The 22,181-nt window shown below is 56.2% G+C and carries 26 protein-coding genes; 15 read left to right on the forward strand and 11 right to left on the reverse strand.

What is annotated here, in order from left to right:
- Positions 1-29: 29 nt before the first annotated feature.
- Entirely contained in the window at positions 30-1,205 is a 1,176-nt protein-coding gene (locus tag PH7735_RS14400) for an acetyl-CoA C-acetyltransferase (protein ID WP_058312092.1), read from the reverse strand.
- A 149-nt stretch (positions 1,206-1,354) separates the two neighbouring features.
- The gene (locus tag PH7735_RS14405; RefSeq protein ID WP_058312093.1) at positions 1,355-2,197 is read right to left on the reverse strand and encodes an EAL domain-containing protein; all 843 of its coding nucleotides are present in this window, start codon (positions 2,195-2,197) and stop codon (positions 1,355-1,357) included.
- Between the two features lie 100 nt (positions 2,198-2,297).
- On the opposite strand from PH7735_RS14405, the gene PH7735_RS14410 reads away from it, so the two are divergent.
- Positions 2,298-2,885: a DNA-3-methyladenine glycosylase I gene (locus PH7735_RS14410; protein WP_058312094.1), complete on the forward strand. Its 588-nt coding sequence runs from the start codon at positions 2,298-2,300 to the stop codon at positions 2,883-2,885.
- A gap of 1 nt (position 2,886) precedes the next feature.
- Here the strand turns inward: PH7735_RS14410 and PH7735_RS14415 are convergent, their stop codons facing one another.
- Together PH7735_RS14415 and PH7735_RS14420 are read right to left on the reverse strand one after the other, a co-directional pair.
- Complete coding sequence (locus PH7735_RS14415) at positions 2,887-3,816, reverse strand: sterol desaturase family protein (RefSeq protein ID WP_058312095.1); 930 nt, start codon at positions 3,814-3,816, stop codon at positions 2,887-2,889.
- Positions 3,813-4,202, reverse strand: coding sequence for a hypothetical protein (locus PH7735_RS14420; protein ID WP_058312096.1), 390 nt, complete (start codon positions 4,200-4,202; stop codon positions 3,813-3,815). Before PH7735_RS14420 ends, PH7735_RS14415 begins: the two co-directional genes overlap by 4 nt.
- Positions 4,203-4,380: 178 nt before the next feature.
- Here PH7735_RS14420 and PH7735_RS14425 point away from each other — a divergent pair, with 178 nt between their 5' ends.
- Positions 4,381-5,403, forward strand: coding sequence for a hypothetical protein (locus PH7735_RS14425; protein WP_058312097.1), 1,023 nt, complete (start codon positions 4,381-4,383; stop codon positions 5,401-5,403).
- Between the two features lie 3 nt (positions 5,404-5,406).
- On the opposite strand, the gene PH7735_RS14430 is transcribed toward PH7735_RS14425, so the two are convergent.
- Complete coding sequence (locus PH7735_RS14430; RefSeq protein ID WP_058312098.1) at positions 5,407-6,006, reverse strand: TlpA disulfide reductase family protein; 600 nt, start codon at positions 6,004-6,006, stop codon at positions 5,407-5,409.
- A gap of 27 nt (positions 6,007-6,033) precedes the next feature.
- Between PH7735_RS14430 and argH the strand changes: the two genes are divergently transcribed.
- The 6 genes from argH to PH7735_RS14450 all read left to right on the forward strand — a co-directional run bounded on the left by argH (position 6,034) and on the right by PH7735_RS14450 (position 8,671).
- On the forward strand, positions 6,034-7,425 hold the full coding sequence (argH, locus tag PH7735_RS14435; protein ID WP_058312099.1) for an argininosuccinate lyase: 1,392 nt from the start codon (positions 6,034-6,036) through the stop codon (positions 7,423-7,425).
- On the forward strand, positions 7,422-7,613 hold the full coding sequence (locus PH7735_RS14440; protein WP_058312100.1) for a hypothetical protein: 192 nt from the start codon (positions 7,422-7,424) through the stop codon (positions 7,611-7,613). Before argH ends, PH7735_RS14440 begins: the two co-directional genes overlap by 4 nt.
- 48 nt (positions 7,614-7,661) lie before the next feature.
- Positions 7,662-7,799 carry a hypothetical protein gene (locus PH7735_RS20740; protein ID WP_158503243.1) on the forward strand — a complete coding sequence of 46 codons (138 nt, stop codon included), beginning with the start codon at positions 7,662-7,664 and terminating at the stop codon, positions 7,797-7,799.
- Positions 7,799-7,945 (forward strand): hypothetical protein, encoded by a 147-nt coding sequence (locus PH7735_RS20745; protein WP_158503245.1) that lies wholly within the window; start codon positions 7,799-7,801, stop codon positions 7,943-7,945. The genes PH7735_RS20740 and PH7735_RS20745 overlap by 1 nt, the downstream gene beginning before the upstream one ends.
- 76 nt (positions 7,946-8,021) lie before the next feature.
- Positions 8,022-8,219: a hypothetical protein gene (locus PH7735_RS14445; RefSeq protein ID WP_058312101.1), complete on the forward strand. Its 198-nt coding sequence runs from the start codon at positions 8,022-8,024 to the stop codon at positions 8,217-8,219.
- Positions 8,220-8,353: 134 nt separating this feature from the next.
- Complete coding sequence (locus PH7735_RS14450; RefSeq protein WP_058312102.1) at positions 8,354-8,671, forward strand: DUF2834 domain-containing protein; 318 nt, start codon at positions 8,354-8,356, stop codon at positions 8,669-8,671.
- A 38-nt stretch (positions 8,672-8,709) separates the two neighbouring features.
- On the opposite strand, the gene PH7735_RS14455 is transcribed toward PH7735_RS14450, so the two are convergent.
- A complete protein-coding gene (locus PH7735_RS14455) occupies positions 8,710-9,081 on the reverse strand; it encodes a glycine zipper family protein (protein WP_058312103.1) in 372 nt (123 codons plus the stop codon).
- Positions 9,082-9,105: 24 nt separating this feature from the next.
- Positions 9,106-9,504 (reverse strand): DUF8051 family protein, encoded by a 399-nt coding sequence (locus tag PH7735_RS14460; RefSeq protein ID WP_058312104.1) that lies wholly within the window; start codon positions 9,502-9,504, stop codon positions 9,106-9,108.
- Positions 9,505-9,631: 127 nt separating this feature from the next.
- Here PH7735_RS14460 and PH7735_RS20570 point away from each other — a divergent pair, with 127 nt between their 5' ends.
- The 3 genes from PH7735_RS20570 (at position 9,632) to PH7735_RS14475 (ending at position 14,200) form a co-directional block, all read left to right on the forward strand.
- Positions 9,632-10,225: a TetR/AcrR family transcriptional regulator gene (locus tag PH7735_RS20570; protein WP_058312105.1), complete on the forward strand. Its 594-nt coding sequence runs from the start codon at positions 9,632-9,634 to the stop codon at positions 10,223-10,225.
- Between the two features lie 108 nt (positions 10,226-10,333).
- Positions 10,334-11,599, forward strand: coding sequence for a diaminopimelate decarboxylase (gene lysA, locus PH7735_RS14470; protein ID WP_058312106.1), 1,266 nt, complete (start codon positions 10,334-10,336; stop codon positions 11,597-11,599).
- 33 nt (positions 11,600-11,632) lie between these two features.
- Complete coding sequence (locus PH7735_RS14475; RefSeq protein ID WP_058312107.1) at positions 11,633-14,200, forward strand: TIGR02302 family protein; 2,568 nt, start codon at positions 11,633-11,635, stop codon at positions 14,198-14,200.
- Between the two features lie 18 nt (positions 14,201-14,218).
- Here the strand turns inward: PH7735_RS14475 and PH7735_RS21050 are convergent, their stop codons facing one another.
- The gene (locus PH7735_RS21050; RefSeq protein ID WP_082645252.1) at positions 14,219-15,406 is read right to left on the reverse strand and encodes a zinc-ribbon domain-containing protein; all 1,188 of its coding nucleotides are present in this window, start codon (positions 15,404-15,406) and stop codon (positions 14,219-14,221) included.
- Between the two features lie 151 nt (positions 15,407-15,557).
- On the opposite strand from PH7735_RS21050, the gene PH7735_RS14485 reads away from it, so the two are divergent.
- The 4 genes from PH7735_RS14485 to PH7735_RS14500 are packed head-to-tail and all read left to right on the forward strand — an operon-like array spanning position 15,558 to position 18,469.
- Complete coding sequence (locus tag PH7735_RS14485; protein WP_058312269.1) at positions 15,558-16,235, forward strand: cell division ATP-binding protein FtsE; 678 nt, start codon at positions 15,558-15,560, stop codon at positions 16,233-16,235.
- Positions 16,232-17,137: a cell division protein FtsX gene (locus tag PH7735_RS14490; RefSeq protein WP_058312109.1), complete on the forward strand. Its 906-nt coding sequence runs from the start codon at positions 16,232-16,234 to the stop codon at positions 17,135-17,137. Before PH7735_RS14485 ends, PH7735_RS14490 begins: the two co-directional genes overlap by 4 nt.
- Positions 17,137-17,877, forward strand: coding sequence for a lysophospholipid acyltransferase family protein (locus PH7735_RS14495; protein ID WP_058312110.1), 741 nt, complete (start codon positions 17,137-17,139; stop codon positions 17,875-17,877). The genes PH7735_RS14490 and PH7735_RS14495 overlap by 1 nt, the downstream gene beginning before the upstream one ends.
- Complete coding sequence (locus PH7735_RS14500) at positions 17,864-18,469, forward strand: pyridoxamine 5'-phosphate oxidase family protein (RefSeq protein WP_058312270.1); 606 nt, start codon at positions 17,864-17,866, stop codon at positions 18,467-18,469. Before PH7735_RS14495 ends, PH7735_RS14500 begins: the two co-directional genes overlap by 14 nt.
- Positions 18,470-18,791: 322 nt before the next feature.
- Here PH7735_RS14500 and lpdA read toward each other — a convergent pair whose 3' ends face one another.
- The 3 genes from lpdA to odhB all read right to left on the reverse strand — a co-directional run bounded on the left by lpdA (position 18,792) and on the right by odhB (position 22,179).
- Complete coding sequence (lpdA, locus tag PH7735_RS14505) at positions 18,792-20,189, reverse strand: dihydrolipoyl dehydrogenase (protein WP_058312111.1); 1,398 nt, start codon at positions 20,187-20,189, stop codon at positions 18,792-18,794.
- Positions 20,190-20,252: 63 nt separating this feature from the next.
- Positions 20,253-20,522 (reverse strand): hypothetical protein, encoded by a 270-nt coding sequence (locus PH7735_RS14510; RefSeq protein ID WP_058312112.1) that lies wholly within the window; start codon positions 20,520-20,522, stop codon positions 20,253-20,255.
- A 166-nt stretch (positions 20,523-20,688) separates the two neighbouring features.
- Positions 20,689-22,179, reverse strand: a complete 1,491-nt coding sequence (gene odhB, locus PH7735_RS14515) for a 2-oxoglutarate dehydrogenase complex dihydrolipoyllysine-residue succinyltransferase (RefSeq protein WP_058312113.1) — start codon at positions 22,177-22,179, stop codon at positions 20,689-20,691.
- Positions 22,180-22,181: the final 2 nt, after the last annotated feature.

Consider the following 22,181-nt stretch of genomic DNA (forward strand, 5'->3'; position numbering starts at 1 on the left):
CCTTTCAAGAATCATCTTAATAAGGGCACTTAGGGGCGCTCAAGGCACATGGCCACGCCCATGCCGCCACCGATGCAGAGGGTTGCGAGACCCTTTTTGGCACCGCGACGTTTCATTTCGAACAACAGCGTGTTCAGAACGCGCGCACCGGACGCACCGATCGGGTGACCGATCGCAATGGCGCCGCCGTTTACGTTCACAATCGCCGGATCCCAGCCCATGTCTTTGTTGACTGCACAAGCCTGTGCCGCGAACGCTTCGTTAGCTTCAACAAGGTCCAGATCGCCAGCCGACCAGCCTGCTTTGTCCAGAGCTTTGCGCGAGGCATAGATCGGACCAACACCCATGATGGAAGGGTCAAGACCAGCAGTTGCATAAGACGCGATGCGGGCCAATGGCTCGATGCCGCGCTTTTCTGCTTCTTCAGCGGTCATCAGCAACGCACCAGCAGCACCGTCGTTCAGGCCCGAAGCGTTAGCAGCGGTTACTGTTCCGTCTTTGGTGAAGGCCGGGCGCATTTTTGCCATCGCTTCAAGAGTTGCGCCGTGACGGATGTATTCGTCCTGATCAACAACGATGTCGCCTTTGCGTGTTTTCACGGTAAACGGCGCGATTTCGTCAGCGAATTTGCCAGCTTTTTGAGCGGCTTCCGCTTTGTTTTGCGATCCAACAGCGAATTCGTCCTGCATGTCGCGGCTGATCTGCCACTGCTCTGCAACGTTTTCGGCTGTTTGACCCATGTGATAGCCGTTGAAGGCATCCCACAGACCGTCGCGGATCATCGAGTCGATGTATTTTACATCACCCATTTTTGTGCCGGCACGCAGATGGGCAACGTGGGGCGAAAGGGTCATGTTTTCTTGTCCACCAGCGGCTACAATCGCGGCATCTCCCAGTTGGATGTGCTGTGCTGCAAGAGCAACGGCACGAAGGCCCGAACCACAAACCTGGTTGATACCCCAAGCGGCGCTTTCTTTTGCAAAGCCTGCATTGATGTGCGCCTGACGTGCAGGGTTCTGGCCTTGGCCACCGGTCAACACTTGACCCAGAATGGTTTCTGACACTTCGGTTGCGTCGACACCTGCGCGCTCGACCAGTGCTTTCAGCATGGTTGCGCCCAGATCATGTGCGGGAGTGTTGGCGAAAGATCCGCCAAAGCTGCCGACAGCTGTCCGTGCTGCCGAGGCGATAACTACGTTGGTCATATGTTTTTCCTCTACCAAATGACTGGCCAAAAGGTGTTGGGAATGCGCTCGGAATGCAAGCGATCATTCCCGCCTTTGTCGCGTTCCTTACTAGATTCGCCGCATTGCGGCAACGGACAGCATGTCTCAGGCGAAAGATAGTTGCGTTGTTACGCGGCGCTTTTGTTCTTTTTTTTCTCTTTCCAGGGTGGCGTTACGGAAGGCGATCCAAACAGAAATCCTTGCAGGCAATCGAACCCCAAGTCGCGCAATACCTCTGCGTCTTTGGGTGTTTCGACGCGACCTGCCACTGTGTAGATGTCAAACTGATTGCCCAGAAAGGCAATTGATTTCGCGATGATCTGGTTTTCGCTGTCTGTGTGGATATTCTTGGTAAACTGGCCGTCCAGTTTGAGAATGTCGAAATAGAAATCCTTGAACACGCGAAAAGATGTCTTGCCCGCGCCATAGTCATCTAGGGCAAAGGAAACCCCCTGAAGTTGGAGGTCATCCATGAAATCCGCCACGATTTCTGGCAGCTCGTTCACAGAGCTTTCCGAGATTTCCAGAATAAGCCGGTCCGCAATGTCGGGCCAACGTTTCAACCCTCTTCGAAAGCTGTTCATCCAGCGCGAGTATCCGATCGACCGGCCGGACATGTTGATGGATAATCTGATCGTTGGCTGGGTGCCAAGGGTGTGCAGACCCAGTTCCAGCGCGAGGCAATCGAGCTGTCGGCCAAGGTCGGTATGCGCGACCGCTCCCATGAAATCCTTGGCGGGAATCACGCGACCGGTTTCATCCAGAACACGGATCAGGCCCTCGTAGAAGACGGGCTTTTTCGTATCTTTTGCACTGACCACGGGTTGGTACGCCAATCGCACCTGTTTGTGTTCGATCGCCTCTTTGACCATGTCCATTGTGGTGCCGTCCCTTGAGTGTACAGCAGACTCCAGCGGGCTGGTTTGACCCTCTGGTATATTGGCGAAACGGCCCTTTCTTTTGTGGCGCATCTGGCAAGCTCCTGTAGCGATCTTCGCCAGAATGTTGCCTAATGTCTGAAGGGCTGCTTAACGTGGGACTTTGTCTCAAACTTGATTGAAAGATAGGTAAATGGGTGAACGATGTGGTTGGGCCGGGTCAGAGCAGATCTATACAGATTACCACGACACCGAATGGGGTGTGCCGGAATATGACAGCCGCGCGCTCTGGGAAAAGCTAATTCTCGACGGGTTTCAGGCAGGGTTGAGCTGGATCACGATCCTCAAAAAACGAGACAACTTTCGCGAGGCTTTTCAAGGATTTGATCCCAACATTATCGCGGATTGGGGAGAGGAAGATGTGCTTCGACTTCTTGGAAATTCCGGCATTGTCCGGCACCGTGGCAAGATAGAGGCCACAATCGGGAATGCACGTGCCTGGCAGGTGATTGAAGCACGGGAAGGGTTCGATCATTTCCTGTGGAAGTACGTCGACTTCAAACCCCTGCAAAACCGGTGGGAGACGTTGGATGATGTCCCGACACAAACAGCTTTATCCCAACAAATTTCGAAAGATTTGAAGAAAGAAGGGTTCCGCTTCTGTGGCCCGACAATCGTTTACGCCTTTATGGAGGCTTGCGGGCTGATCAATGATCACCTTGTCGGATGCCCTTGCCATGACAAAGTCGTGGCGATGGAGCGCCCGTTCAGAGCGCTATGATCTAGCGAAAACCCGGCGTGCCGCGTTTTTCCGGATGTTGGCGCAGGTGCTTTTCCTTGATGCCGGCGGACCCGTCGCGGCTTCCATCATGGCTCCATCCCGGAGGGGCGACCGCGTACATAATGCGTTCGCGCAGTGTAAGCCCCCGCTGGGACATGTCCTGAAAAATGCCGACCCATTCGTGAAAGGCGACGCGCAGCGGATTGAACGTGCCGAGGTTGTGAACAAGGCCATAGTCGACCTTTTCGTCCTCTTGTTCGGGGACAAAGGTGCCGAACATCTTGTCCCAGATGATAAAGACACCCGCATAATTGCAATCAAGATAGCGCGGATTGCGCCCGTGGTGCGCGCGGTGGTGCGACGGCGTGTTCATAATGGCCTCGAACCAGCGTGGCATTCTGCCGATGGCTTCCGTGTGAATCCAGAACTGGTAGATGAGATTGAGGCCCCCGCAAAACAGAACCATGGCCGGATGAAACCCCAACAGGATCAGAGGGGCCCGCACAACCATCATAAACGTAAAGGTGTAAGTCCATGTCTGCCGCAGGGCCGTGGTCAGGTTGTAATGCTGGCTGGAATGGTGGTTCACATGGCTGGCCCAGACCCAGCGAATGCGGTGGCCGAACCGGTGCACCCAATAATAGCGCAGGTCGTCCAGAACGAAACATAACAGGACAATCCACCAGCTGTTGCCAAGATCCAAAGGTGTCATTTCCCAAAGAACCATGAAAAAGGCCCATGCAATGAACCCCATTGCGATACCGCTGGCCACATTGCCCGCGCCCATGACAAGTGATGTCACCGCGTCGCGGGTTTCATAGCGGCCCCCTTTGCCGGAGATCCTGATCCAAATGAATTCGATCAGGATCGCGGCGATGAAAAAGGGAACGGCAAGGGACACAACGTCCGGATAAGTCAGGTTTTCAGTCATGATGGGTCCAGCAACGTCTTCCAGTAAAGTCGGTCTGTTTCAGAAAGAGACAGCTCTGCACGCGGAGCGGAAAAGTCGTCGAATTTGATGTCGAGACCGTTTTCGGTTTCCAAAACCGCGAAGCCTTCCAAAGGGCGGGCAACGGTGTCAGCCCCGATGCACCAGACCAATCCGCCACCCCGTTCTGTGCGGATGACGGCATTTTGATTCTTGCGGTCGATGTGCGTTTCCAAGGGGCGCATGTCGGGAAATTCGCGCAGCCACGCGGCTTCTGCGTCTGCAATATCCTGAAAGCGGCGCGGCGCAGTTAATCCGGATCTATGTAGCAGTATCGCGATCCCAGCGATTCCGAACACGACCAGAGGCAGCAGAACGGTCAACGGCATGTCTTTTCTCCCTGCAACGGATTTGGGCATGTCAGGATGGGGCGTGTCAAAGGTGGCGTTGGGTCAAGTTGGGCGGATAGAGCGCGAAAATGGCCATTGCAAATTCACCCTTTTGCCAGATTTACGCGCGATGACGGTCTCTTATAGATATGTGAGTTTTTGTTGAGGGCAGGTCGCTGTGAGATTTTTGCTGGGTGTATTGTCAGCCTTGCTGCTGCTGGGAATCGCGGGGGTGGCGATTACGGTTGTGCAAGTATTCCATCGAGAGTTTGTCGCTTTTGAGACCGCCAGCGTGCCGGAATCAAAGCCCATAGAGATGTCCGAGGTCGAAACCGCCGAGGCTCCTTTTGCAATAGACGAGGTTCCGCTGCCTTTGCCAGTTGAAGAGACGCTTGACCCCGAAAAGGTGGCGCAAGCGCATGCCGTCCGGAACATAGAATTGGAAAAGGTCATCGCACCAGATGCGCCACTGGCCGAAGTGTCGGATCGCGAGGCGGTGCTGGCGGCACGGTTTGCCGATGCGATGCGGGTGGCGACCGGCGATATGCCCGACAAGACGGCGCGCGGCGGGTTGATTGATTTCTCCAGCGGGTCGAATTCTGGTGGATTTGAAAATCGCATGCGCGATGTTTATCCGGCCTATTACGACACGTGGGACGATCTGATGCGGCGATGTTACGATTTTGTCGCGGATCATGCGCGTGTGGATGGCACCGATTTAACCCCTAAGGACGAGAGGCGGATCGACTATGGCGCCGAGAACTCTCAACAAACGTGGCATTCGCGCGACAAAGCTTTTACGATCAAAGCCAGAGTTTTCGGTGCCTCGTCGCCGCGGGGCGTGCGGCGCAATTGCTCGGTGAAAAGCAACAGGTTTGCGTTGGCCTCAACCAAGGCGGTGGGACAGCTCAAAGGGCGATTCCACGACTGGTGGGCCAATTCTGGGAATGCGCGGGCGACCACTGCTATCGAGTACCCTTATACGCCACATCCAAAGCACAAATGGTATGGTGGCAAGACCAGTTTCGGAAGTGTTCAGGGCTGTGTTCTGAAGGTTGAGGTCAGCGAAATAACAATTGCTCAGGAAACCGACGTCACTTTCTTTATCGTCGAGCTGGAGGACAACGATTGTACTGCCGGTTCGGGCAGTTCTGGCGTACGCGGTGTGCGGGTGAATCGGCTGCCGCAGGTGAGAAACTGAAGCTCACTCCGCTGAGGAATTGATCACGTTGCGCAGAATCGCCTTGGCGTTGTCGCTGCTCCAGTCTGCATCCCCTGTCAGCCGTGCGATTTCGTTGCCGTTCTTGTCGATCAGCGCCGTAACGGGCAGGCCCAATACCGCCATGTCGCGGGCCACCGCGCTTTGCGGGTCGCGGTGCAGGGGCAAATTGTCGACGCCGATTTCATCAAAGAACTTCTTCATCGCGGGAGGGGCATTGCGGCCGGTCGCCAACGTGACAACCTGAAAATCGTCACCCCCGAATTCGGCCTGCAGGTCCGACAGCATGGGCATTTCCTTTCGACAAGGTGCGCACCATGTGGCCCAGAAGTTCAGCAAGACATATTGCCCTTCATAGTCGGCAAGAGTCATCTTCGTGCCATTCTCGGCATCAAAGGTCTTTTCAGAGACCTTTCTCAATTCCGGATGGAAGTTCAGCTTTTTCATATCGCCTTCTCGCATGGCGGCAACGGCCGACATATCAACCGCACCACCGGTGGTGGCAGGGTTGCGCAAGGCAACAAAGGCTACAGCTGCAATTGCGCACAGGGCAACGCCCATGTAAACCAACGCGGACTTCGACATTTATTTATTCCCTCCGAAGGGCAGACCATGACCAAAGATACCTCGAACCAGATGTGGGGCGGCCGCTTTGCCGCTGGACCGGACGCAATCATGGAGGCAATCAATGCCTCGATCGGGTACGATCAGCGAATGGCCGCTCAGGACATTGCCGGATCTCGGGCCCACGCGGCGATGCTCGCCAAATCGGGCATCATCACAGATAGCGACGCCGAAGCCATTCGGGAAGGGCTGCTCACCGTCTTGTCAGAAATTGAAAGCGGAAATTTTGCATTCTCGACCGCGCTTGAAGATATCCACATGAATGTCGAGGCGCGTCTCAAAGAGGTTATCGGCGAACCCGCTGGACGTCTGCACACAGGCCGCAGCCGGAACGATCAGGTTGCGACCGACTTTAAACTTTGGGTGCGCGATCAAATGGACGCGGCAACTGCTGGCATCGAAGCTCTGATCAAAGCACTGCTGGCGCAGGCCGAAGCCGGTGCCGATTGGGTTATGCCGGGCTTTACCCACCTGCAAACGGCGCAACCCGTCACATGGGGCCACCACATGATGGCCTATGTCGAGATGTTTGCCCGCGACAAAAGCCGCTTTGAAGATGCGCGCCGCCGGATGAACGAATCTCCGCTTGGTGCGGCTGCGCTGGCAGGGACGTCTTTCCCGATTGATCGCGACATGACAGCCGCGGCGCTGGGCTTTGACCGTCCGGCGGCCAACTCGCTGGATGCTGTATCTGACCGCGATTTTGCGCTGGAATTTCTGGCGGCCTCTTCCATTTGCGCGATGCACCTGAGCCGCATGGCGGAAGAACTGGTAATCTGGTCTTCTGCGCAATTTCGGTTTGTTACTTTGTCAGACCGGTTTTCGACCGGATCGTCGATCATGCCCCAGAAAAAGAACCCTGATGCGGCGGAACTGATCCGTGCCAAAATCGGTCGGATTTTCGGGGCGAACACGGCCTTGTTGATGGTGATGAAAGGGCTTCCGCTGGCCTATTCCAAGGACATGCAGGAAGACAAAGAGCAGGTCTTTGATGCCGCTGATAACCTGATGCTGGCTTTGGCGGCGATGGAAGGCATGGTCAAAGACATGAATGCCAACCGCCCGTCTCTCGAAGCGGCGGCAGGAAGTGGTTTCTCTACGGCGACCGATCTGGCCGACTGGCTGGTGCGGGCGCTGAACATGCCATTTCGGGATGCGCACCACGTGACGGGATCCCTTGTTGCGATGGCTGAATCTCGAGACTGTGATTTGCCGGATCTCTCGCTAGAGGATATGCAATCAGTGCACGCTGCAATTTCTGCGGATGTATTTGATGTGCTTGGTGTGCATAATTCTGTTGCGTCGCGTATGTCATATGGTGGCACCGCGCCAGCACGTGTTCGCGAGCAGGTTGCGCGTTGGAAAGAGATTTTGGGATGAAATATCTCGCGCTTCTTGGGGCTTTGGCTGTTTTGCCAGCCTGTGACCCAAGCGCAGGTCCCGCCAATCCGACGACGTCGCCCAATGCCCCGCCCACCGGGTCGGGGTCGGGTGTCTCGGTGAGCGGGTCTGCGCGGGTCGGGGCCGTTTATTCAAGCGGGTCCGGAACGCGCGTCGTTTCGCCCTAGGGGGCAAATACCGCGCCGGATGCGGGATGACCTTCGAAAGGAATGAGTATGAAAAGAGCTTTTTTCGTGTTTGGCATTCTTGGGGTGCTCGCGGCCTGTGATCCAACAGCACCGACAACGGTGCGACCCGGATACGAAGCGGGTGGTATGTGTAACGGAGGCGCCCATTGTGGCGGAGGACGCTGATGCGCTTTATTCTTGGAATGATGATGTTGACCCTTTTGGTGGCCTGTCAAACAACCACCAACTCTGATTGGGAAGATCCCTATCGCCCCGGTTATAGCAAGTCCGGCGTATGCATGGGCGGCGCAAACTGTGGTTGGGGACGTTAAAAATTCCCAAGAACCAACTTTGCGCAGTGCGCTGTTTGCGATAAGTTGATCTTGAGTTTTTTGGAGATAGACCCCGATGCGTATTTTGAGTGCTTTGATTGTGGCCGCTTTTGTGGCGGGTTGCGGCGTTGATGGCAAACCTTGGACACCGTCCATGAATGCAAATATCGGCATTTCGAACGGGGGTGTTTACACGTCGGCCAATGTTGGTGTGCACAAAGGTCCGGTATCGGTTTCGGTCGGCAAGGGGTGTAACACCCACGGATGCTGGTAACTTTTTCCGGAAATGACTGATGGGGTCGCTTTGTGCGGCCCTTTTTCATGGCCTGAACGCCCAAGAACGCCATATGAATCATGAGGCGGCATGCCTCTCAGAGTGTTTTGGCGATACTAAGAAGGACGGATAACATGTCATTCCTGCGTTTGATCTATCTGGCTTTGGCCGTTTGGGGGGCTGTGCACCCGATGGCCTATTTCGGGCCATGGATCGCCGAAAACGGATTTGACGTTGCCGCCCTCGTTGCCGAGTGGAAAGCCACAGGCGCGGTGACAGGTCTGTATTGGGATCTGGTCATCTCGGCGATTGCCTTGACGGTTTGGATTTTGGCCGAAGTCTCGGTGCGCCGGAACTGGCTTGCCTTGGTGGCGATTCCCGCAACGTTTCTGATTGGGGTCAGCTGCGGTCTGCCGCTTTATCTGTTCCTGAGGTCACGTCCGGTAAAGTAGGCGCCGTTTGAACAACGGCGCCCGCGTTCGTTTCTGGGTTAGCCTACAACCGGGTGCCCTTTGTCGCGCAGACATTGCACCACAATCGCTTTGCGCGCCGTCCGGACGTCTTCCTCGGCTGAAAGTCCGCCACCAATCAATCCGGCTACCGCACCGGCGGCAAGACCTTCTGCCGAACTCACACCATCATCTGCCAGACCGACCAGCGCCCCGATGGTTGCGCCTTTTGCCAGTGTGGTTTTTGTATCCGGAGACATAACTGGTTGGCTTTTGGCGAGAGACTGACAGGTCGACAGATCGGCGTCATAGGTCGGGCCCGACTTGGTGCTGAGCACTGGCTGATGTGATGCGCCAGTGCCGCTGCAGGCAGCAAGAGCAACTACGGGCATGAGAGCAAACAGGGTTTTCATTTCAAGTGTCCTTAAGAGAATAAATCACAGATGCCCAAGCGCACGATGCGCAAGGATGATGACGTATGCGGCAAGCATGACGTCGAGAATTTCGATCAGGCCCAAGGCAAGCGGAATTGGATCGGGAGAGGTCGGAAAGACTGCGCCAAGGTCCAGCAGAACCACGAAGACATAGGCCCATGCTGCGATGATGGCGCACCACATGGCTGTTCTGTTCTCCTTGCGCAGGCCGATACCGGCACAGATCGCAAGAATGGCGAGACCGATCAGGAAGGCGTTAAAGCCCCAAAAAGCCATGCCTCCAAGGTCGGTGAAGTCCCGAGTTTCAATGGGTCCACCGGGGACAAGCGTGGCGAATGTTGCCACCAGGCCAAACAAAAATTTGCTGGCCGCTTTACTGTTTTGTGCGACGGAAAGGGTCATTTCTGGTGTTCCATATTTTTAATGACTGACGGGTCATTAATTGGTGGATTTATAAATGACCGTCAAGTCATTAAAAATTTGAATTGTATAAGTGTATGTTGTAAAAGGCTGAAAAAGGGATGTGCGGATGCCGAAAATTGTAGATCGATCAGAAATGCAGGCGCGAATCATTGGGGCCGGTATGGCGGCCTTCCAGCGCCACGGGCATGCAGCGACCAAGATGACAGATATCGCTGAAGAGGCGGGTCTCGCGAAGGGGACTTTGTATCTCTACTTCAAGAGCAAGGAGCAGCTCACACTTGCACTCATGCAAAGTCTGTTTGCAGAATGGATCGCCGGATTAGAGGGGCTGCCTCAGCCGCGAAACCTCGATGACTTTGGTGCGCAGGTGCGATCAAATGTTGTTCTTGATGCAGATGAGCAAAAAGGCGTCCGGATGTTTTTCGAGATCACAAGCTCGGGTGTTGGGTCGGATGCGCTTTTGTCGGCAGCGGCAGAGTTCCAAGACGCATTGGGCGCTTTTCAGGCGGATCAACTGGCCTCTTTGAAAGATGCGGGGCATATCCGACAGGAAATCGATGTCGATGCGATGGGACGCACCCTTGCCGCGATGGTGGATGGGCTGGTGATTCATCGCGCGTTGTTTGTGAAGGACGAAAGCCGGTATCGCAGGATGGTGGATGAAACCATCCAGTTGTTTTTGCGCGGGCTGCAACGCTGATACTGCGATTGCGGCAAAGTTATTTCTCTCGGAAAGATGTCTAAGATTGATCGTGCGCGGTCTGATGGCTATGAGAGGCGCTGAAGTTCAGGCAGGAAAGGCTGGCCAATGGATCATTTTCTCTATCGCCACGGCGAACTCTACGCCGAAGATGTCGCGGTGAGCGAAATTGCAGCAGAAGTCGGCACGCCGTTTTACTGCTATTCCACGGCGACGCTCGAGCGGCATTTTCGTTTGTTTGACGAAGCGTTGGACGGGATGGAGCATCTGGTCTGTTACGCGATGAAGGCCGCCTCAAATCAGGCGATTCTGAAAACACTGGCCGCGCTTGGCGCCGGCATGGATGTGGTTTCCGGCGGGGAATATGCCCGTGCGATTGCCGCTGGCGTTCCCGGAGACCGCATCGTGTTTTCCGGTGTTGGCAAAACAGCTGATGAAATTCGCGCCACATTGAAGGGCGGGATTCGCCAGTTCAACGTAGAATCAGAGCCGGAAATGGAAGTGATCAATGCGGTCGCTCTCGAATTGGGCGTGGTTGCACCGATCACGGTTCGGGTGAACCCTGATGTGGATGCGAAAACCCACGCAAAAATTGCTACCGGAAAATCCGAGAACAAATTCGGCATTCCAATCAGCCGCGCCAAAGAAGTGTATGCCCACGCGGCAAGCCTTCCTGGTCTTAAGGTTATCGGGATCGATGTGCACATCGGAAGCCAGTTGACCCAGCTTGAGCCGTTCAAAATGGCTTATGAAAAAGTTGCGGCCCTGACCGAGGAGCTGCGCGCCGAGGGGCATGAGATCAAGCGTCTGGATCTGGGCGGTGGCTTGGGCATCCCCTATACACGTTCGAATGACGCGCCGCCTCTTCCGGTGGAATATGGCCAACTTATCAAGGATACACTCGGTCATCTCAACTGTGAGATCGAGATCGAGCCGGGCCGTTTGATCGCGGGCAATGCGGGCATTATGGTCAGCAAAGTCATCTATATCAAAGAAGGCGAAGACCGCTCATTTATGATTATTGATGGTGCGATGAACGACTTGATCCGCCCCGCAATGTACGAGGCACACCACGACATTATTCCGGTTGCCGAAGCCACGCCTGGCGTTGAAAAACAGCAATATGATATCGTCGGACCGGTCTGCGAAAGTGGCGACACCTTTGCCAAAGAACGAGTCATGGATCCGGTTGGGGCCGATGATTTGATCGCGTTCCGCAGTGCCGGTGCCTATGGGGCCGTCATGGCAAGCGAGTATAATTCGCGTCCTCTGATCCCCGAAGTTTTGGTGCATGGGGATCAATTTGCGGTTATCCGCCGACGTCCGACCTTGGACGAAATGATAAACCGAGATACCATTCCCGAGTGGCTGTAACGCAATTCCGCTTTACACCTCTTGGAAACGGCTATGGGTGAACCGACGACCGATCCTAAAAAAGTGCTAAAGCGTTTGGGTGTAGTCCTTGCCCTGACGCGACTAGGCATGGTGGCTGAAACCATCGGTCGCTGCTTTTGGCCGCTTTGGTCCTTGATGTTTGCCACCCTTGCCGCCGTGATGTTGGGCGTTCACGAAACCCTGAGCCTCGAGGCGCTTTGGACCATCGGGGTGGCCATTGGTGCCGCAGGGTTGGCGTTGTTTGTGCGCGGCATTCGCAGGTTCGTATTGCCCAGCTCGGACGACGCCTTCAATCGCCTTGATTCCACATTGCCGGGCCGTCCCCTGCATGCCTTGCAAGATCAAACCGCTGTCGGAGGCGCTGACGCCGGAACGCGGGCCTTGTGGGAGGCGCATCAGAAACGCATGGCCCAGCAGGCAGAAAAGGCCCGCCCGATCGAGCCTGATCTTCGCTTGCAGCATCTTGATCCCTTTGGTCTGCGCCATCTCGCGCTTTTGGCATTGGCGGTGGGGCTTCTCTTTGGGTCCGTCGCACGTGTCTCCAGTTTGGGAGACCTTCAAACCGGACCCGCCGGTGTTGTTGGCGGGCCAAGTTGGGAAGGCTGGGTTGAACCTCCGGCCTATACCGGAAAACCTGCGCTTTATCTTGCTGATCTGCCCGCCGGTGAACTTGAGCTTTCTGAAGGCAGCCGTGTCTTGATCCGTCTTTACGGAGAAGTCGGCGCCTTAACTGTGTCAGAAACCGTTTCCGGACGCACAGAGGACATTCCGAGTGCCGCCGCGCCTGAGCAGGAATTTATTATCAACCAATCCGGTGAGGTTTCCATTCTGGGCGAAAACGGGCGCAGTTGGGCTATTTCGATGCTGCCTGACGCCGCCCCATCCGTGACGTTTGTTGGCGGGGCAGATGTATCCGGTCGCGGTGAGATGTCTTTGCCCTTCGCGGCGGAAGATGACTATGAGGTGGTATCGGGCACGGCGACGATTGCGCTTGATCTGCAAGAATTGGATCGTCGCTATGGGCTGGCGGTAAATCCGGAAACAGTTGTGCCTGTGACTGTTGAACTGCCCTTGCCAATTGCGGGCGACCGGTCCGAATTCGAAGAAGCACTGATAGAAGATTTCTCGCCGCATGTTTGGGCGCATTTGCCGGTCTTGATCACACTTGAAGTTGAAGATGCCAAAGGTCTGACGGGTCTTTCGGACACGTTGAAAACAGAGCTGCCCGCCCGCCGTTTCTTTGATCCCATGGCGGCAGCCGTGATCGAGCTGCGCCGTGATCTTTTGTGGTCGCGTGAAAATGCAGCACGGGTTGCACAGCTTATGCGGGCGATTTCACACCGTCCCGAAGACGGTGTTTTTGACGAAGAAACCAATTACCTGCGATTTCGGATGATTTTGCGGCGGCTCGAGAACATGACGGCCTATGGGCTGACCGAGGAACAACGTGACGAGCTGGCCCAAGCGCTGTGGGATCTTGCGATGTTGGTCGAGGAAGGTGACCTTGGCGATGCGCTTGAACGTATGGAACGTGCGCGCGACCGGCTTGCCGAAGCGATGAAAAACGGCGCAAGCGATGAGGAAATCGCACGCTTGATGCAAGAACTGCGCGAAGCCACCCAAGATTACATGCGTGAACTGGCCCGCCGGAACATGGAAGATGGCGGTGAGTCTGGCGAACAGCAGCAGCTTTCTGAAAACACCATGATGCTCAATCAGGACGATTTGCAGCGGATGATGGACCGTATTCAGGAACTGATGGAGCAAGGTCGCATGGCCGAGGCTTTGCAGGCGCTCGAAGAGTTCCAGGAAATGATGGAAAACATGCAGGTTGCGCAAGGCGGCGGTGAGGGGCAGCAATCCCCCGGCGAGCAAGCCATGGAGGGTCTCGCAGAGACATTGCGCGAACAGCAGGGCCTGTCTGACGAAGCGTTCCGCGAATTGCAGGAGCAGTTCAATCCCAACGCCAATCGCGGCCAGTCGCAAGGCAACGAAGGCTATAGCGGTGGCGAGGGACGTGGACAGTCGCATGATGGCACAGGCCAAGGCACCGGACAGGACGGGCAAGACGGAGAGTCCGGACAATCACCCAGCCAGGGAACCTTGGCAGACCGCCAACAGGCATTGCGCCAACAGCTGGAAAATCTACAAGGTCAGATGCCCGGTCGCGGAACACCAGAGGGCGATGCAGCAGCCGAAGCATTGGGACAAGCCGGCGAGTCGATGGATCAAGCCGAAGACTCATTGCGCGGTGACAATCTTGCCGACGCGATCGATCAACAGGCCCAAGCAATGGAAGCGATGCGCGAAGGCATGCGCAACCTTGGCGAAGCCATGGCCCAGCAGCAGGAAGGGCAGGGGGAACAAGGCAGCGAACAGGCCCGTGGAAACGCCTCGGACCCGCTTGGGCGCAGTCGTGGCGCGCGTGGTCCTGCCGGAACGGAAGAGGGCCTTTTGCAAGGCGAAGATGTCTATCGCGAAGCCCGCGAACTATTGGATGAAATTCGCCGTCGTGCCGGTGAAACCGAACGCCCCGAGATCGAGCGTAACTATCTTCGCCGACTGCTGGACAGGTTCTGATCCACTTTTTTCCGCCGCCTAGTTTTCGCCAGACGCCCCGGATCCCGCAGCGTTCTGCAAAGCCAGCATCATTTTTGTGACCTGTTCATCCAGCCAGACCCGTGCGCTGTTTGCATTCTCTAGGTAGGTGTCGATATAGGGCGCGGCCTCAGGAGCACTTGCCGAAATCTGTTCGTGATAGACATAGACCAGCAAAGCGCCCGCAGCCACAAGCAGTACCAGAGCGAACCCAAGACGGAAGCCGCGCCGCCGCTGGCGCTCGCCAAAAATAGCGGGCTCTTCCGAGGCGGCATATTCACGATCTTCCGTGGCGCGCAGTGACGAATTGATTTCCTCGATATCAGGCAGCAGATCTCGGCGGGATGCGTGAATATCGTGGTCCTGAACGGGATCCGGCTCAGCGTCCTGTTCCGGCTCTTGGGCCGGAATGCCGCGCAAACGGCGCATTCTTTCACGGGCTTCGCGGGCACGTTTGTTCGTTTCCGGCACATGTTGAGGGGCGCTCAGCCCCAAATCAGGCTGGGATTCCAGACCGACAGATGCTTCCTCGGCGCGCACGCGCGCTTCGTGCTCGGCTTCTTCCCGCAGGATTTCCGCGATCTCGGGGTTCAATGACTTGCGAAGTTTCTCGGGGGCCTCGTCGATGTCATCAAGATCCTCGTCATCAAAGTCAGATGTCTGCTCTTCCCAGTCGTCTTCTTCGAGATCATCGTCATATGATGTTTCTTCAACGTCCGGCTCGTCCGCGGTGTCACGCAGAACATCATCAAGGCCGGTGGTTTCCTGATCAAACGACAGCGCTCTTCCGATGGCGTCATCGAGGTCATCGGGGGCGTTGTCTACATCGTTTTCTTCGAAGTCAGCGCTAACCTCGCTGTGAGGTTCGACAAACACCTCTGGTTCGATGTCTTCTTCTTCATCGTTCAGATCAACAGACGGGGGCTGAACCTCTTCTTCCTCCATAGGAGGCGATTCTTCGGGCTCGATTTCGGGTTCGACGTCCACGTCATCGGCAATATCTTCGGGTGTCCAGTCCTCGACAGGAACAGATCCCCCCAGCTCTTCTGTCAGGCTGACGTCCTCTTCCGGAGGACCCTGGAACCATGTATGACCGCAATTAGAACACTGCACGTCGCGTCCGGCTTGCGGAATGACGTCGTCGGGCACTTCGTATTGCGCTCCGCAATTTGGGCAACTTAGCCGCATAATGTCCCCTTGATGTCCCTGATCGTGCACTTTTATTGGTTAGCATATGTTGTAACATTCGCCCACGAAAGAGCAAAGCCTTGCCACAGCGCATTGAATCCTGCCCGATGCTCGGGCACAACAGGGCAAACCGTCAGAAGGGGCATTGGTTTTGATCGAACTGGACAATACGGCCTATAGTTATGGCGGTGGTGAATTGCTGAGCAATATTTCGTTAAAACTCGCCCCCGGCTCGTTTCATTTTCTGACCGGACCTTCTGGCGCGGGCAAAACGACTTTTCTCAAACTGTGCTACGGTGCATTGATACCGACATCGGGCCACGTGCGCCTGTTTGATCAGGACGTGCGCGATATGGATCGTGATGATCACGCGATGGCGCGGCGGCGGATCGGGGTCGTGCATCAGGATTGTCAGTTTCTGGACCATTTGCCGATCGCGGACAATGTTGCCTTGCCTTTGATGGTGTCGGGGCGCGAAACACTGGAAAACCATTCCAACCTGAAAGAGCTGATGCACTGGGTTGGGCTTGGGAACCGTGCGAATGCATTGCCCCCGGAAATGTCAGGCGGTGAACGTCAACGCGCGGCACTGGCGCGTGCCGTGATCATGTCGCCCGATGTAGTTCTGGCCGACGAGCCAACGGGCAATGTTGATTGGGAAATGTCGCAACGTCTGCTGCAATTGCTGATCGAACTGAACAAAATGGGTAAAACGATCATGATCGCGACCCACGACATGAACCTGATCCGTGCGGCCAAATCACAGGTGCAGGCGCGGGTTTTGCGCATTGCAAACCGTAAATTGCAACTCGCGGGGGCAGATCTATGAGCGTTCTGCCAACCGTGGTGAAGGAATTTATTGTTGGAGATGTGCAGGCAGACCGCGTTGTTCCACCTTCGGGGTTTACCGCGACGCTGACGACCTTTGCAGCTGGCGCGATGGCGTTCCTTGCGATCTTTGCTTTGGCACTTTCATTGGCCACGGGTCGTCTGGCGGCGCGGTGGGGTGACGACCTCGCCCACAGTTCGACTTTGCGCATTTCCGCACCCGAAGGACAAATGGCAGAGCAAACGGCGGCCGCTTTGCGATTGTTGAAAACCACACCGGGCGTCGAGTCCGCGCGTGCGTTAACAGCAGAAGAGCAAGGCGCTCTTCTTGAGCCTTGGTTTGGGCCCGATCTTCCGATTGAAGACCTGCCCATTCCGCAGCTGATCGAAATTCAGGAAACCCAAAGCGGCTATGACGCGGCGGGTTTGCGCCTGCGTCTTCAGGGCGAAGTCCCCGGTGCGGTGCTTGACGATCACAACCGGTGGCGGCGTCCGCTAGAGCAGGCCGCAGGACGCCTGCGTCTTTTGGGATTGGTTTCCATTCTGCTCATTGCGGCCACAACGGCGACGATTATCACGCTGGCTGCAAATGCTGCACTGGCCGCTAATGCTCAGGTGATTGCCGTGTTGCGGGTCGTTGGTGCACAAGACAGCTATATCGCAAAAGCCTTTGTGCGCCGTTTTACCCTGCGCGCCTTGCTTGGGGCTGCCATAGGTGTGGTTGCCGGGATGGCGGCGGTTCTGCTTTTGCCTGCGGCCCAACCCGAAGGTGGTTTCCTCACGGGGCTTGGCTTTCAGGGAGGCAGTTGGCTTTTGCCCATGTTAATACCGCCGCTGGCCGGTGTTGTGGCGTACTTTGCCACACGTCATGCCGCACGGCGTACTTTGTCGGAGCTTGATTGATGCGATATGCTTTTCAGTGGATCAGATCCCTGTTTTTCATCATTCAGATGTATTTTGTTATGGCGATTATGGCGGTCTTCTTTACGCCATTCGCGATTTTTTCGCGGGACTGGGTATATCGGGCCGTTCATACCTACTGTCGTTGGGTGCGTTGGAGCGCGGGCTGGATGGTCGGGCTCAAGTCCGAAATCCGTGGCGAGGTCCCGACAGAAGAGGTTCTGATCGCCGCAAAACACCAAAGCTTCTTTGATATCATCATGATTGTGAGCGTGGTGCCCAAGCCGAAGTTCATCATGAAAAGCGTTTTGCGTTTTGCGCCGATCCTTGGCTGGTACGCGATGCGGTTGGGCTGTGTTCCCGTTGATCGTGGCAAGCGTGCAGAGGCGATCCGGCAAATGATGGACGGCGTCAAAGACGGCTCTGCGCCTGCCGGACAGCTCATCATCTATCCGCAGGGCACACGTGTCGCGTGGAACGCCAAGACCAATTACAAGGTGGGGATCAGCGTTCTCTACCGTGAAACCGGCCAGAAGGTTGTGCCGGCGGCCACCAACGTCGGTGTATTTTGGCCACGCCACGGGATTTACCGTCGTCCGGGTCTGGCCGTTGTCGAATTTCTCGAGCCGATCGAGCAGGGCATGGAAGCCAAACCCTTTATGAAGCATCTGGAAGACGAGATTGAAACGCGCTCTATCGCCCTGATGAAAGATGCGGGGTTTGATCCTGATGCAGTGGATTGAAGACATTTCCGAGCTTGAGGCGCTTTATGGCACGCCCGGTGCGCCTTCGCTGCGCAAGGTTGCGCAAAAACTGACGCCCGAGTACCGCCAGTGGATCATGGCTTCGCGCTTTTGTGTTGTGTCTACCGTCGGCCCGAATGGCACCGACGGAAGCCCGCGAGGCGACGAAGGCCCCGTCGTGGCCGAACTGGACGAACATACACTTGCGATGCCGGACTGGCGGGGAAACAACCGCATGGATACGCTCCGCAATATCGTGGCGGATGGGCGGATATCTCTGATGTTCATGGTGCCGGGGTCCAACACGATTGTCCGCGTCAACGGGTTTGCCCGTGTGACCGTGGATGAAGACACCCGTGCCACTTTCGAACACAATTCAAGGCTGCCGCGATCTGTCATCGTGATCCGTATCGGTGAAATCTATACGCAATGCGCCCGTGCGCCGATGCGGGCGGGTCTGTGGACCAGCGGTGACGAAAGCGAAGGTTTGCCCACGGCTGGCGAGATCCTTGCCGCAATGACAAATGGGGAAGAGGGTGGCCAGCCCTACGATGAGGCCTGGCTTGCGCGGGCCAGAGAAACCATGTGGTAGGTTTCGGAAGCTTCCGCACGATCTGCTCTCAAAAAAATGAAAAAATGGCGACGGAAGTTTTGGGTCCGCGCGTATCACGTCTATCGGTACTTCGAGCCGGTGAACGCATACCACTCACGGAACGCGTAACTTGGTAACGAGTAGGGCGGCGGTTCTTGGTCGGGCCGCCGCTTTTGTATTGTAAAAACTCGGGGCGCGCCTTTGGCTGTATAGGCGTGTTCAGGTGGCCCTTTGATCATTTTGACGTTGGTATGTGATCCGTGCACATAGAAAAAGGCGCCCCGATGAGGGCGCCTTTTCCATGTGTCTGTCTGATGTTTGATCAGGCGTGGATGGGGCCGTCACCACAGGCCAGAGCGGCTTCGCGCACGGCTTCGGAATACGTCGGGTGCGCGTGGCAGGTCAGGGCGATGTCCTGCGCCGAGGCACCAAATTCCATCGCAACACACAGTTCGTGGATCATGTCACCAGCGGCTGGGCCGATAATCGCAGCGCCTAGAACACGATCGGTTTCGGCATCAACGATGATCTTGGCAAAGGCGCCTTCGGCCTGATGCACAGCTTTGGCGCGCGCATTACCCAGGAACATGAATTTGCCAACCTTGACCTTGCGACCTTCCGCTTTGAGGGCGGCTTCGGTTGCACCAACGGTCGCAACTTCGGGTGTTGTGTAAACAACGCCAGGGATCACGCCATAGTTCACGTGGCCATGGTTCCCTGCAAGAACGTCTGCGACGGCCATGCCTTCGTCTTCGGCTTTGTGAGCCAGCATCGGACCTTCGATAACATCACCGATGGCATAGATACCGGGAACATTGGTGGCCCAACTTCCGTTCACGGCGATCTGGCCGCGCTCGGTCAGGGTAACGCCCAGCTTGTCGAGGCCAAGACCTTCGTAGAAAGGCTTACGGCCAGTGGCGACAAGAACGACATCAGCGTCGAGAACTTCTTCGTCGCCGCCTTTCTTGGGCTGGTATTTAACCTTGGCTTTGGTCTTCGTGGTGTCGACGCCTTGAACAGCCGCGCCCATGATGAACTTGAGTCCCTGCTTTTCAAGAATGCGCTTAAAGCTGCGCTGAACATCTGCGTCCATACCGGGGCAGACAGCGTCCATGTACTCGACAACAGTCACTTCGGAACCGAGACGGGCATAGACCGAACCAAGCTCGAGACCGATGACGCCAGCGCCAATCACGGTCATCTTTTTGGGAACTTTCGGCAGATCAATCGCACCGGTCGAATCCACAACAATGCCTTTGTCGTTGTCGACTTCGACACCGGGAAGAGAGGCCGGAACCGAACCGGACGCAATCACGATGTTTTTGGCTTCGTGGGTCTCGTCGCCAACCTGAACCTTGCCAGCGGCGGGGATTGTCGCCCAGCCTTTGATCCAGTCGATCTTGTTCTTCTTCATGAGGAACTCAACACCGCTGGTGTTCTGGCCAACAACGTCGGAACGGTAGGATTTCATCTGGTCCCAATCAACCGACTGGGTTTTGCCCTTGAGACCCATCGAAGCAAAGTTGTGCTCGGCTTCGTGCAGCATGTGTGTTGCGTGCAAAAGGGCCTTTGACGGGATACAGCCCACGTTCAAACAGGTCCCACCCAAGGTTTCACGACCTTCGACGATTGCGGTCTTCAGGCCCAGTTGGGCACAACGAATCGCGGACACATAGCCGCCAGGGCCGGCGCCGATGATGATGACGTCATATTGGGACATGGGTTTTCTTCTCCTTGGGCGGACCGTGGTCCGTTCGAATTGCGCGCCGTTCTGTGCCAACAGTTAGGCGGGGGTCAGCATTTTGACCGATACGTTTATAACGCCGTCACGCTCCAGATGCATCGCCAGTTCCTCAGAGTCGAAAAAGGACTTTGCCTTTTCCAAATCAGCCACGGCGAATAGAGCGACGGCATGGTTCAATTTGTCTGGATCGCTCCAGACGTGAAGATCAACGATGCCCGATGCCTTGCGGTTCTTTGCGTCTTGTTTGAAGACGGTCAACCATGCACTGAAATCAGCGACGTCTGCTTGCCAGAGTATGTGGGTTGCCATTGGTCAACTCCCTTTGTTTCATATGAGGAGAAAATGGACCTAATTGGGTGGGTCCGCCTTGATCCCTCTCAATTCCGGCGATGGTATTTCGTCTGTCGCGTGTTCTTTCAGGCTCGGGCAGGAAAGTAGGGCGTCGACCGCAAAGGGCCGACGCCTTGAGTTTTTTTTACAGATCCATCAGAAGGCGACGGGGATCTTCCAGCGCTTCTTTGACGCGCACGAGGAAGGTCACGGCGCCTTTGCCGTCGACGATGCGGTGATCATACGACAGGGCCAGATACATCATTGGGCGGATTTTGATTTCGCCGTTGATGACCATTGGACGGTCCTGGATCTTGTGCATGCCAAGGATACCCGACTGTGGCGGGTTCAGAATTGGCGAGGACATCAGCGAGCCGTAAACACCACCGTTGGAGATGGTGAAGGTGCCGCCCTGCATTTCTGCCATGGACAGTTTGCCGTCACGGGCGCGGCGGCCTTTTTCGGCGATGGCTTTTTCGATGTCAGCAAAAGACATTTTGTCGGCGTCACGGATGACGGGAACAACCAGACCGGTTGGCGTGCCTGCAGCGATGCCCATGTGTACATAGTTTTTGTAAACAATGTCTGTGCCGTCGATTTCGGCGTTCACTTCAGGCACTTCTTTCAGAGCATGACAGCATGCTTTGGTGAAGAACGACATAAAGCCAAGACGCGCGCCGTGCTTTTTCTCGAACTCGTCTTTGTACTGCTTCCGCAGAGCCATCGTCTCGGTCATGTCCACCTCGTTATAGGTGGTAAGCATGGCGGCGGTGTTCTGGCTGTCTTTCAGACGCTTGGCGATGGTCTGGCGCAGACGCGTCATTTTCACACGCTCTTCACGCACGGCATCTTCCGCAGCCGACGGCGCACGTGGCGCAGCGGCAGGGGCCGGAGCAGGTGCGGCGGCCGGCGCCAGAGCAGCTTTGAGCACGTCTTCTTTCATGATGCGACCGTCGCGACCGGAGCCTTGGACGTTGGCAGCAGAGATGCCTTTTTCGGCCATCAACTTGTTCGCAGAAGGCGCGTTCTCGACGTCTTTGCCAGCGGCGGCAGGTGCCGCAGCAGGCGCAGCAGCTGGGGCAGCAACAACTGCACCCGAAGACGAGATCACAGCGAGTTTCGCAGATGCATCGACAGTTTCGCCTTCTGGCGCAATGATTTCGGCCAGAACGCCAGCGGCGGGCGAAGGTACTTCGACAGACACTTTGTCGGTTTCCAGCTCACACAGCATTTCGTCTTGTGCAACGGTGTCGCCGACGGCTTTGAACCATGTCGAAACGGTTGCTTCCGACACAGACTCGCCCAGGCTTGGAACCATGACATCAACGCTGTCGCCGCCAGCGGCAGGGGCCGCAGCCGGTGCAGGCTCTGCTGCAGGTGCAGAGGCCGCCGCAGCGCCGTCGCCGGCAACAATCGTGGCCAACAGTGCGTCTACACCCACAGTTTCGCCTTCAGCGGCAATGATTTCACCCATGACACCGGCAGAAGGTGCAGGCACTTCAACCGTTACCTTGTCGGTTTCCAGCTCGCACAGCATTTCGTCTGCTGCAACGGCATCGCCGGGCTGTTTGAACCATGTGGCTACTGTGGCTTCGGTGACGCTTTCACCGAGGGTGGGGACTCGAACTTCGCTCATGG

The sequence above is a fragment of the Shimia thalassica genome (assembly GCF_001458215.1).
Lineage (GTDB): Bacteria > Pseudomonadota > Alphaproteobacteria > Rhodobacterales > Rhodobacteraceae > Shimia > Shimia thalassica.

Coding starts and splice junctions, on each gene's coding strand:
- PH7735_RS14400 (WP_058312092.1), bottom strand. CDS start 1,205: ATGACCAACGTAGTTATCGCCTCGGCAGCACGGACAGCTGTCGGCAGC.
- PH7735_RS14405 (WP_058312093.1), bottom strand. CDS start 2,197: ATGCGCCACAAAAGAAAGGGCCGTTTCGCCAATATACCAGAGGGTCAA.
- PH7735_RS14410 (WP_058312094.1), top strand. CDS start 2,298: ATGGGTGAACGATGTGGTTGGGCCGGGTCAGAGCAGATCTATACAGAT.
- PH7735_RS14415 (WP_058312095.1), bottom strand. CDS start 3,816: ATGACTGAAAACCTGACTTATCCGGACGTTGTGTCCCTTGCCGTTCCC.
- PH7735_RS14420 (WP_058312096.1), bottom strand. CDS start 4,202: ATGCCGTTGACCGTTCTGCTGCCTCTGGTCGTGTTCGGAATCGCTGGG.
- PH7735_RS14430 (WP_058312098.1), bottom strand. CDS start 6,006: ATGTCGAAGTCCGCGTTGGTTTACATGGGCGTTGCCCTGTGCGCAATT.
- argH (WP_058312099.1), top strand. CDS start 6,034: ATGACCAAAGATACCTCGAACCAGATGTGGGGCGGCCGCTTTGCCGCT.
- PH7735_RS14440 (WP_058312100.1), top strand. CDS start 7,422: ATGAAATATCTCGCGCTTCTTGGGGCTTTGGCTGTTTTGCCAGCCTGT.
- PH7735_RS20740 (WP_158503243.1), top strand. CDS start 7,662: ATGAAAAGAGCTTTTTTCGTGTTTGGCATTCTTGGGGTGCTCGCGGCC.
- PH7735_RS20745 (WP_158503245.1), top strand. CDS start 7,799: ATGCGCTTTATTCTTGGAATGATGATGTTGACCCTTTTGGTGGCCTGT.
- PH7735_RS14445 (WP_058312101.1), top strand. CDS start 8,022: ATGCGTATTTTGAGTGCTTTGATTGTGGCCGCTTTTGTGGCGGGTTGC.
- PH7735_RS14450 (WP_058312102.1), top strand. CDS start 8,354: ATGTCATTCCTGCGTTTGATCTATCTGGCTTTGGCCGTTTGGGGGGCT.
- PH7735_RS14455 (WP_058312103.1), bottom strand. CDS start 9,081: ATGAAAACCCTGTTTGCTCTCATGCCCGTAGTTGCTCTTGCTGCCTGC.
- PH7735_RS14460 (WP_058312104.1), bottom strand. CDS start 9,504: ATGACCCTTTCCGTCGCACAAAACAGTAAAGCGGCCAGCAAATTTTTG.
- PH7735_RS20570 (WP_058312105.1), top strand. CDS start 9,632: ATGCCGAAAATTGTAGATCGATCAGAAATGCAGGCGCGAATCATTGGG.
- lysA (WP_058312106.1), top strand. CDS start 10,334: ATGGATCATTTTCTCTATCGCCACGGCGAACTCTACGCCGAAGATGTC.
- PH7735_RS14475 (WP_058312107.1), top strand. CDS start 11,633: ATGGGTGAACCGACGACCGATCCTAAAAAAGTGCTAAAGCGTTTGGGT.
- PH7735_RS21050 (WP_082645252.1), bottom strand. CDS start 15,406: ATGCGGCTAAGTTGCCCAAATTGCGGAGCGCAATACGAAGTGCCCGAC.
- PH7735_RS14490 (WP_058312109.1), top strand. CDS start 16,232: ATGAGCGTTCTGCCAACCGTGGTGAAGGAATTTATTGTTGGAGATGTG.
- PH7735_RS14495 (WP_058312110.1), top strand. CDS start 17,137: ATGCGATATGCTTTTCAGTGGATCAGATCCCTGTTTTTCATCATTCAG.
- PH7735_RS14500 (WP_058312270.1), top strand. CDS start 17,864: ATGCAGTGGATTGAAGACATTTCCGAGCTTGAGGCGCTTTATGGCACG.
- lpdA (WP_058312111.1), bottom strand. CDS start 20,189: ATGTCCCAATATGACGTCATCATCATCGGCGCCGGCCCTGGCGGCTAT.
- PH7735_RS14510 (WP_058312112.1), bottom strand. CDS start 20,522: ATGGCAACCCACATACTCTGGCAAGCAGACGTCGCTGATTTCAGTGCA.
- odhB (WP_058312113.1), bottom strand. CDS start 22,179: ATGAGCGAAGTTCGAGTCCCCACCCTCGGTGAAAGCGTCACCGAAGCC.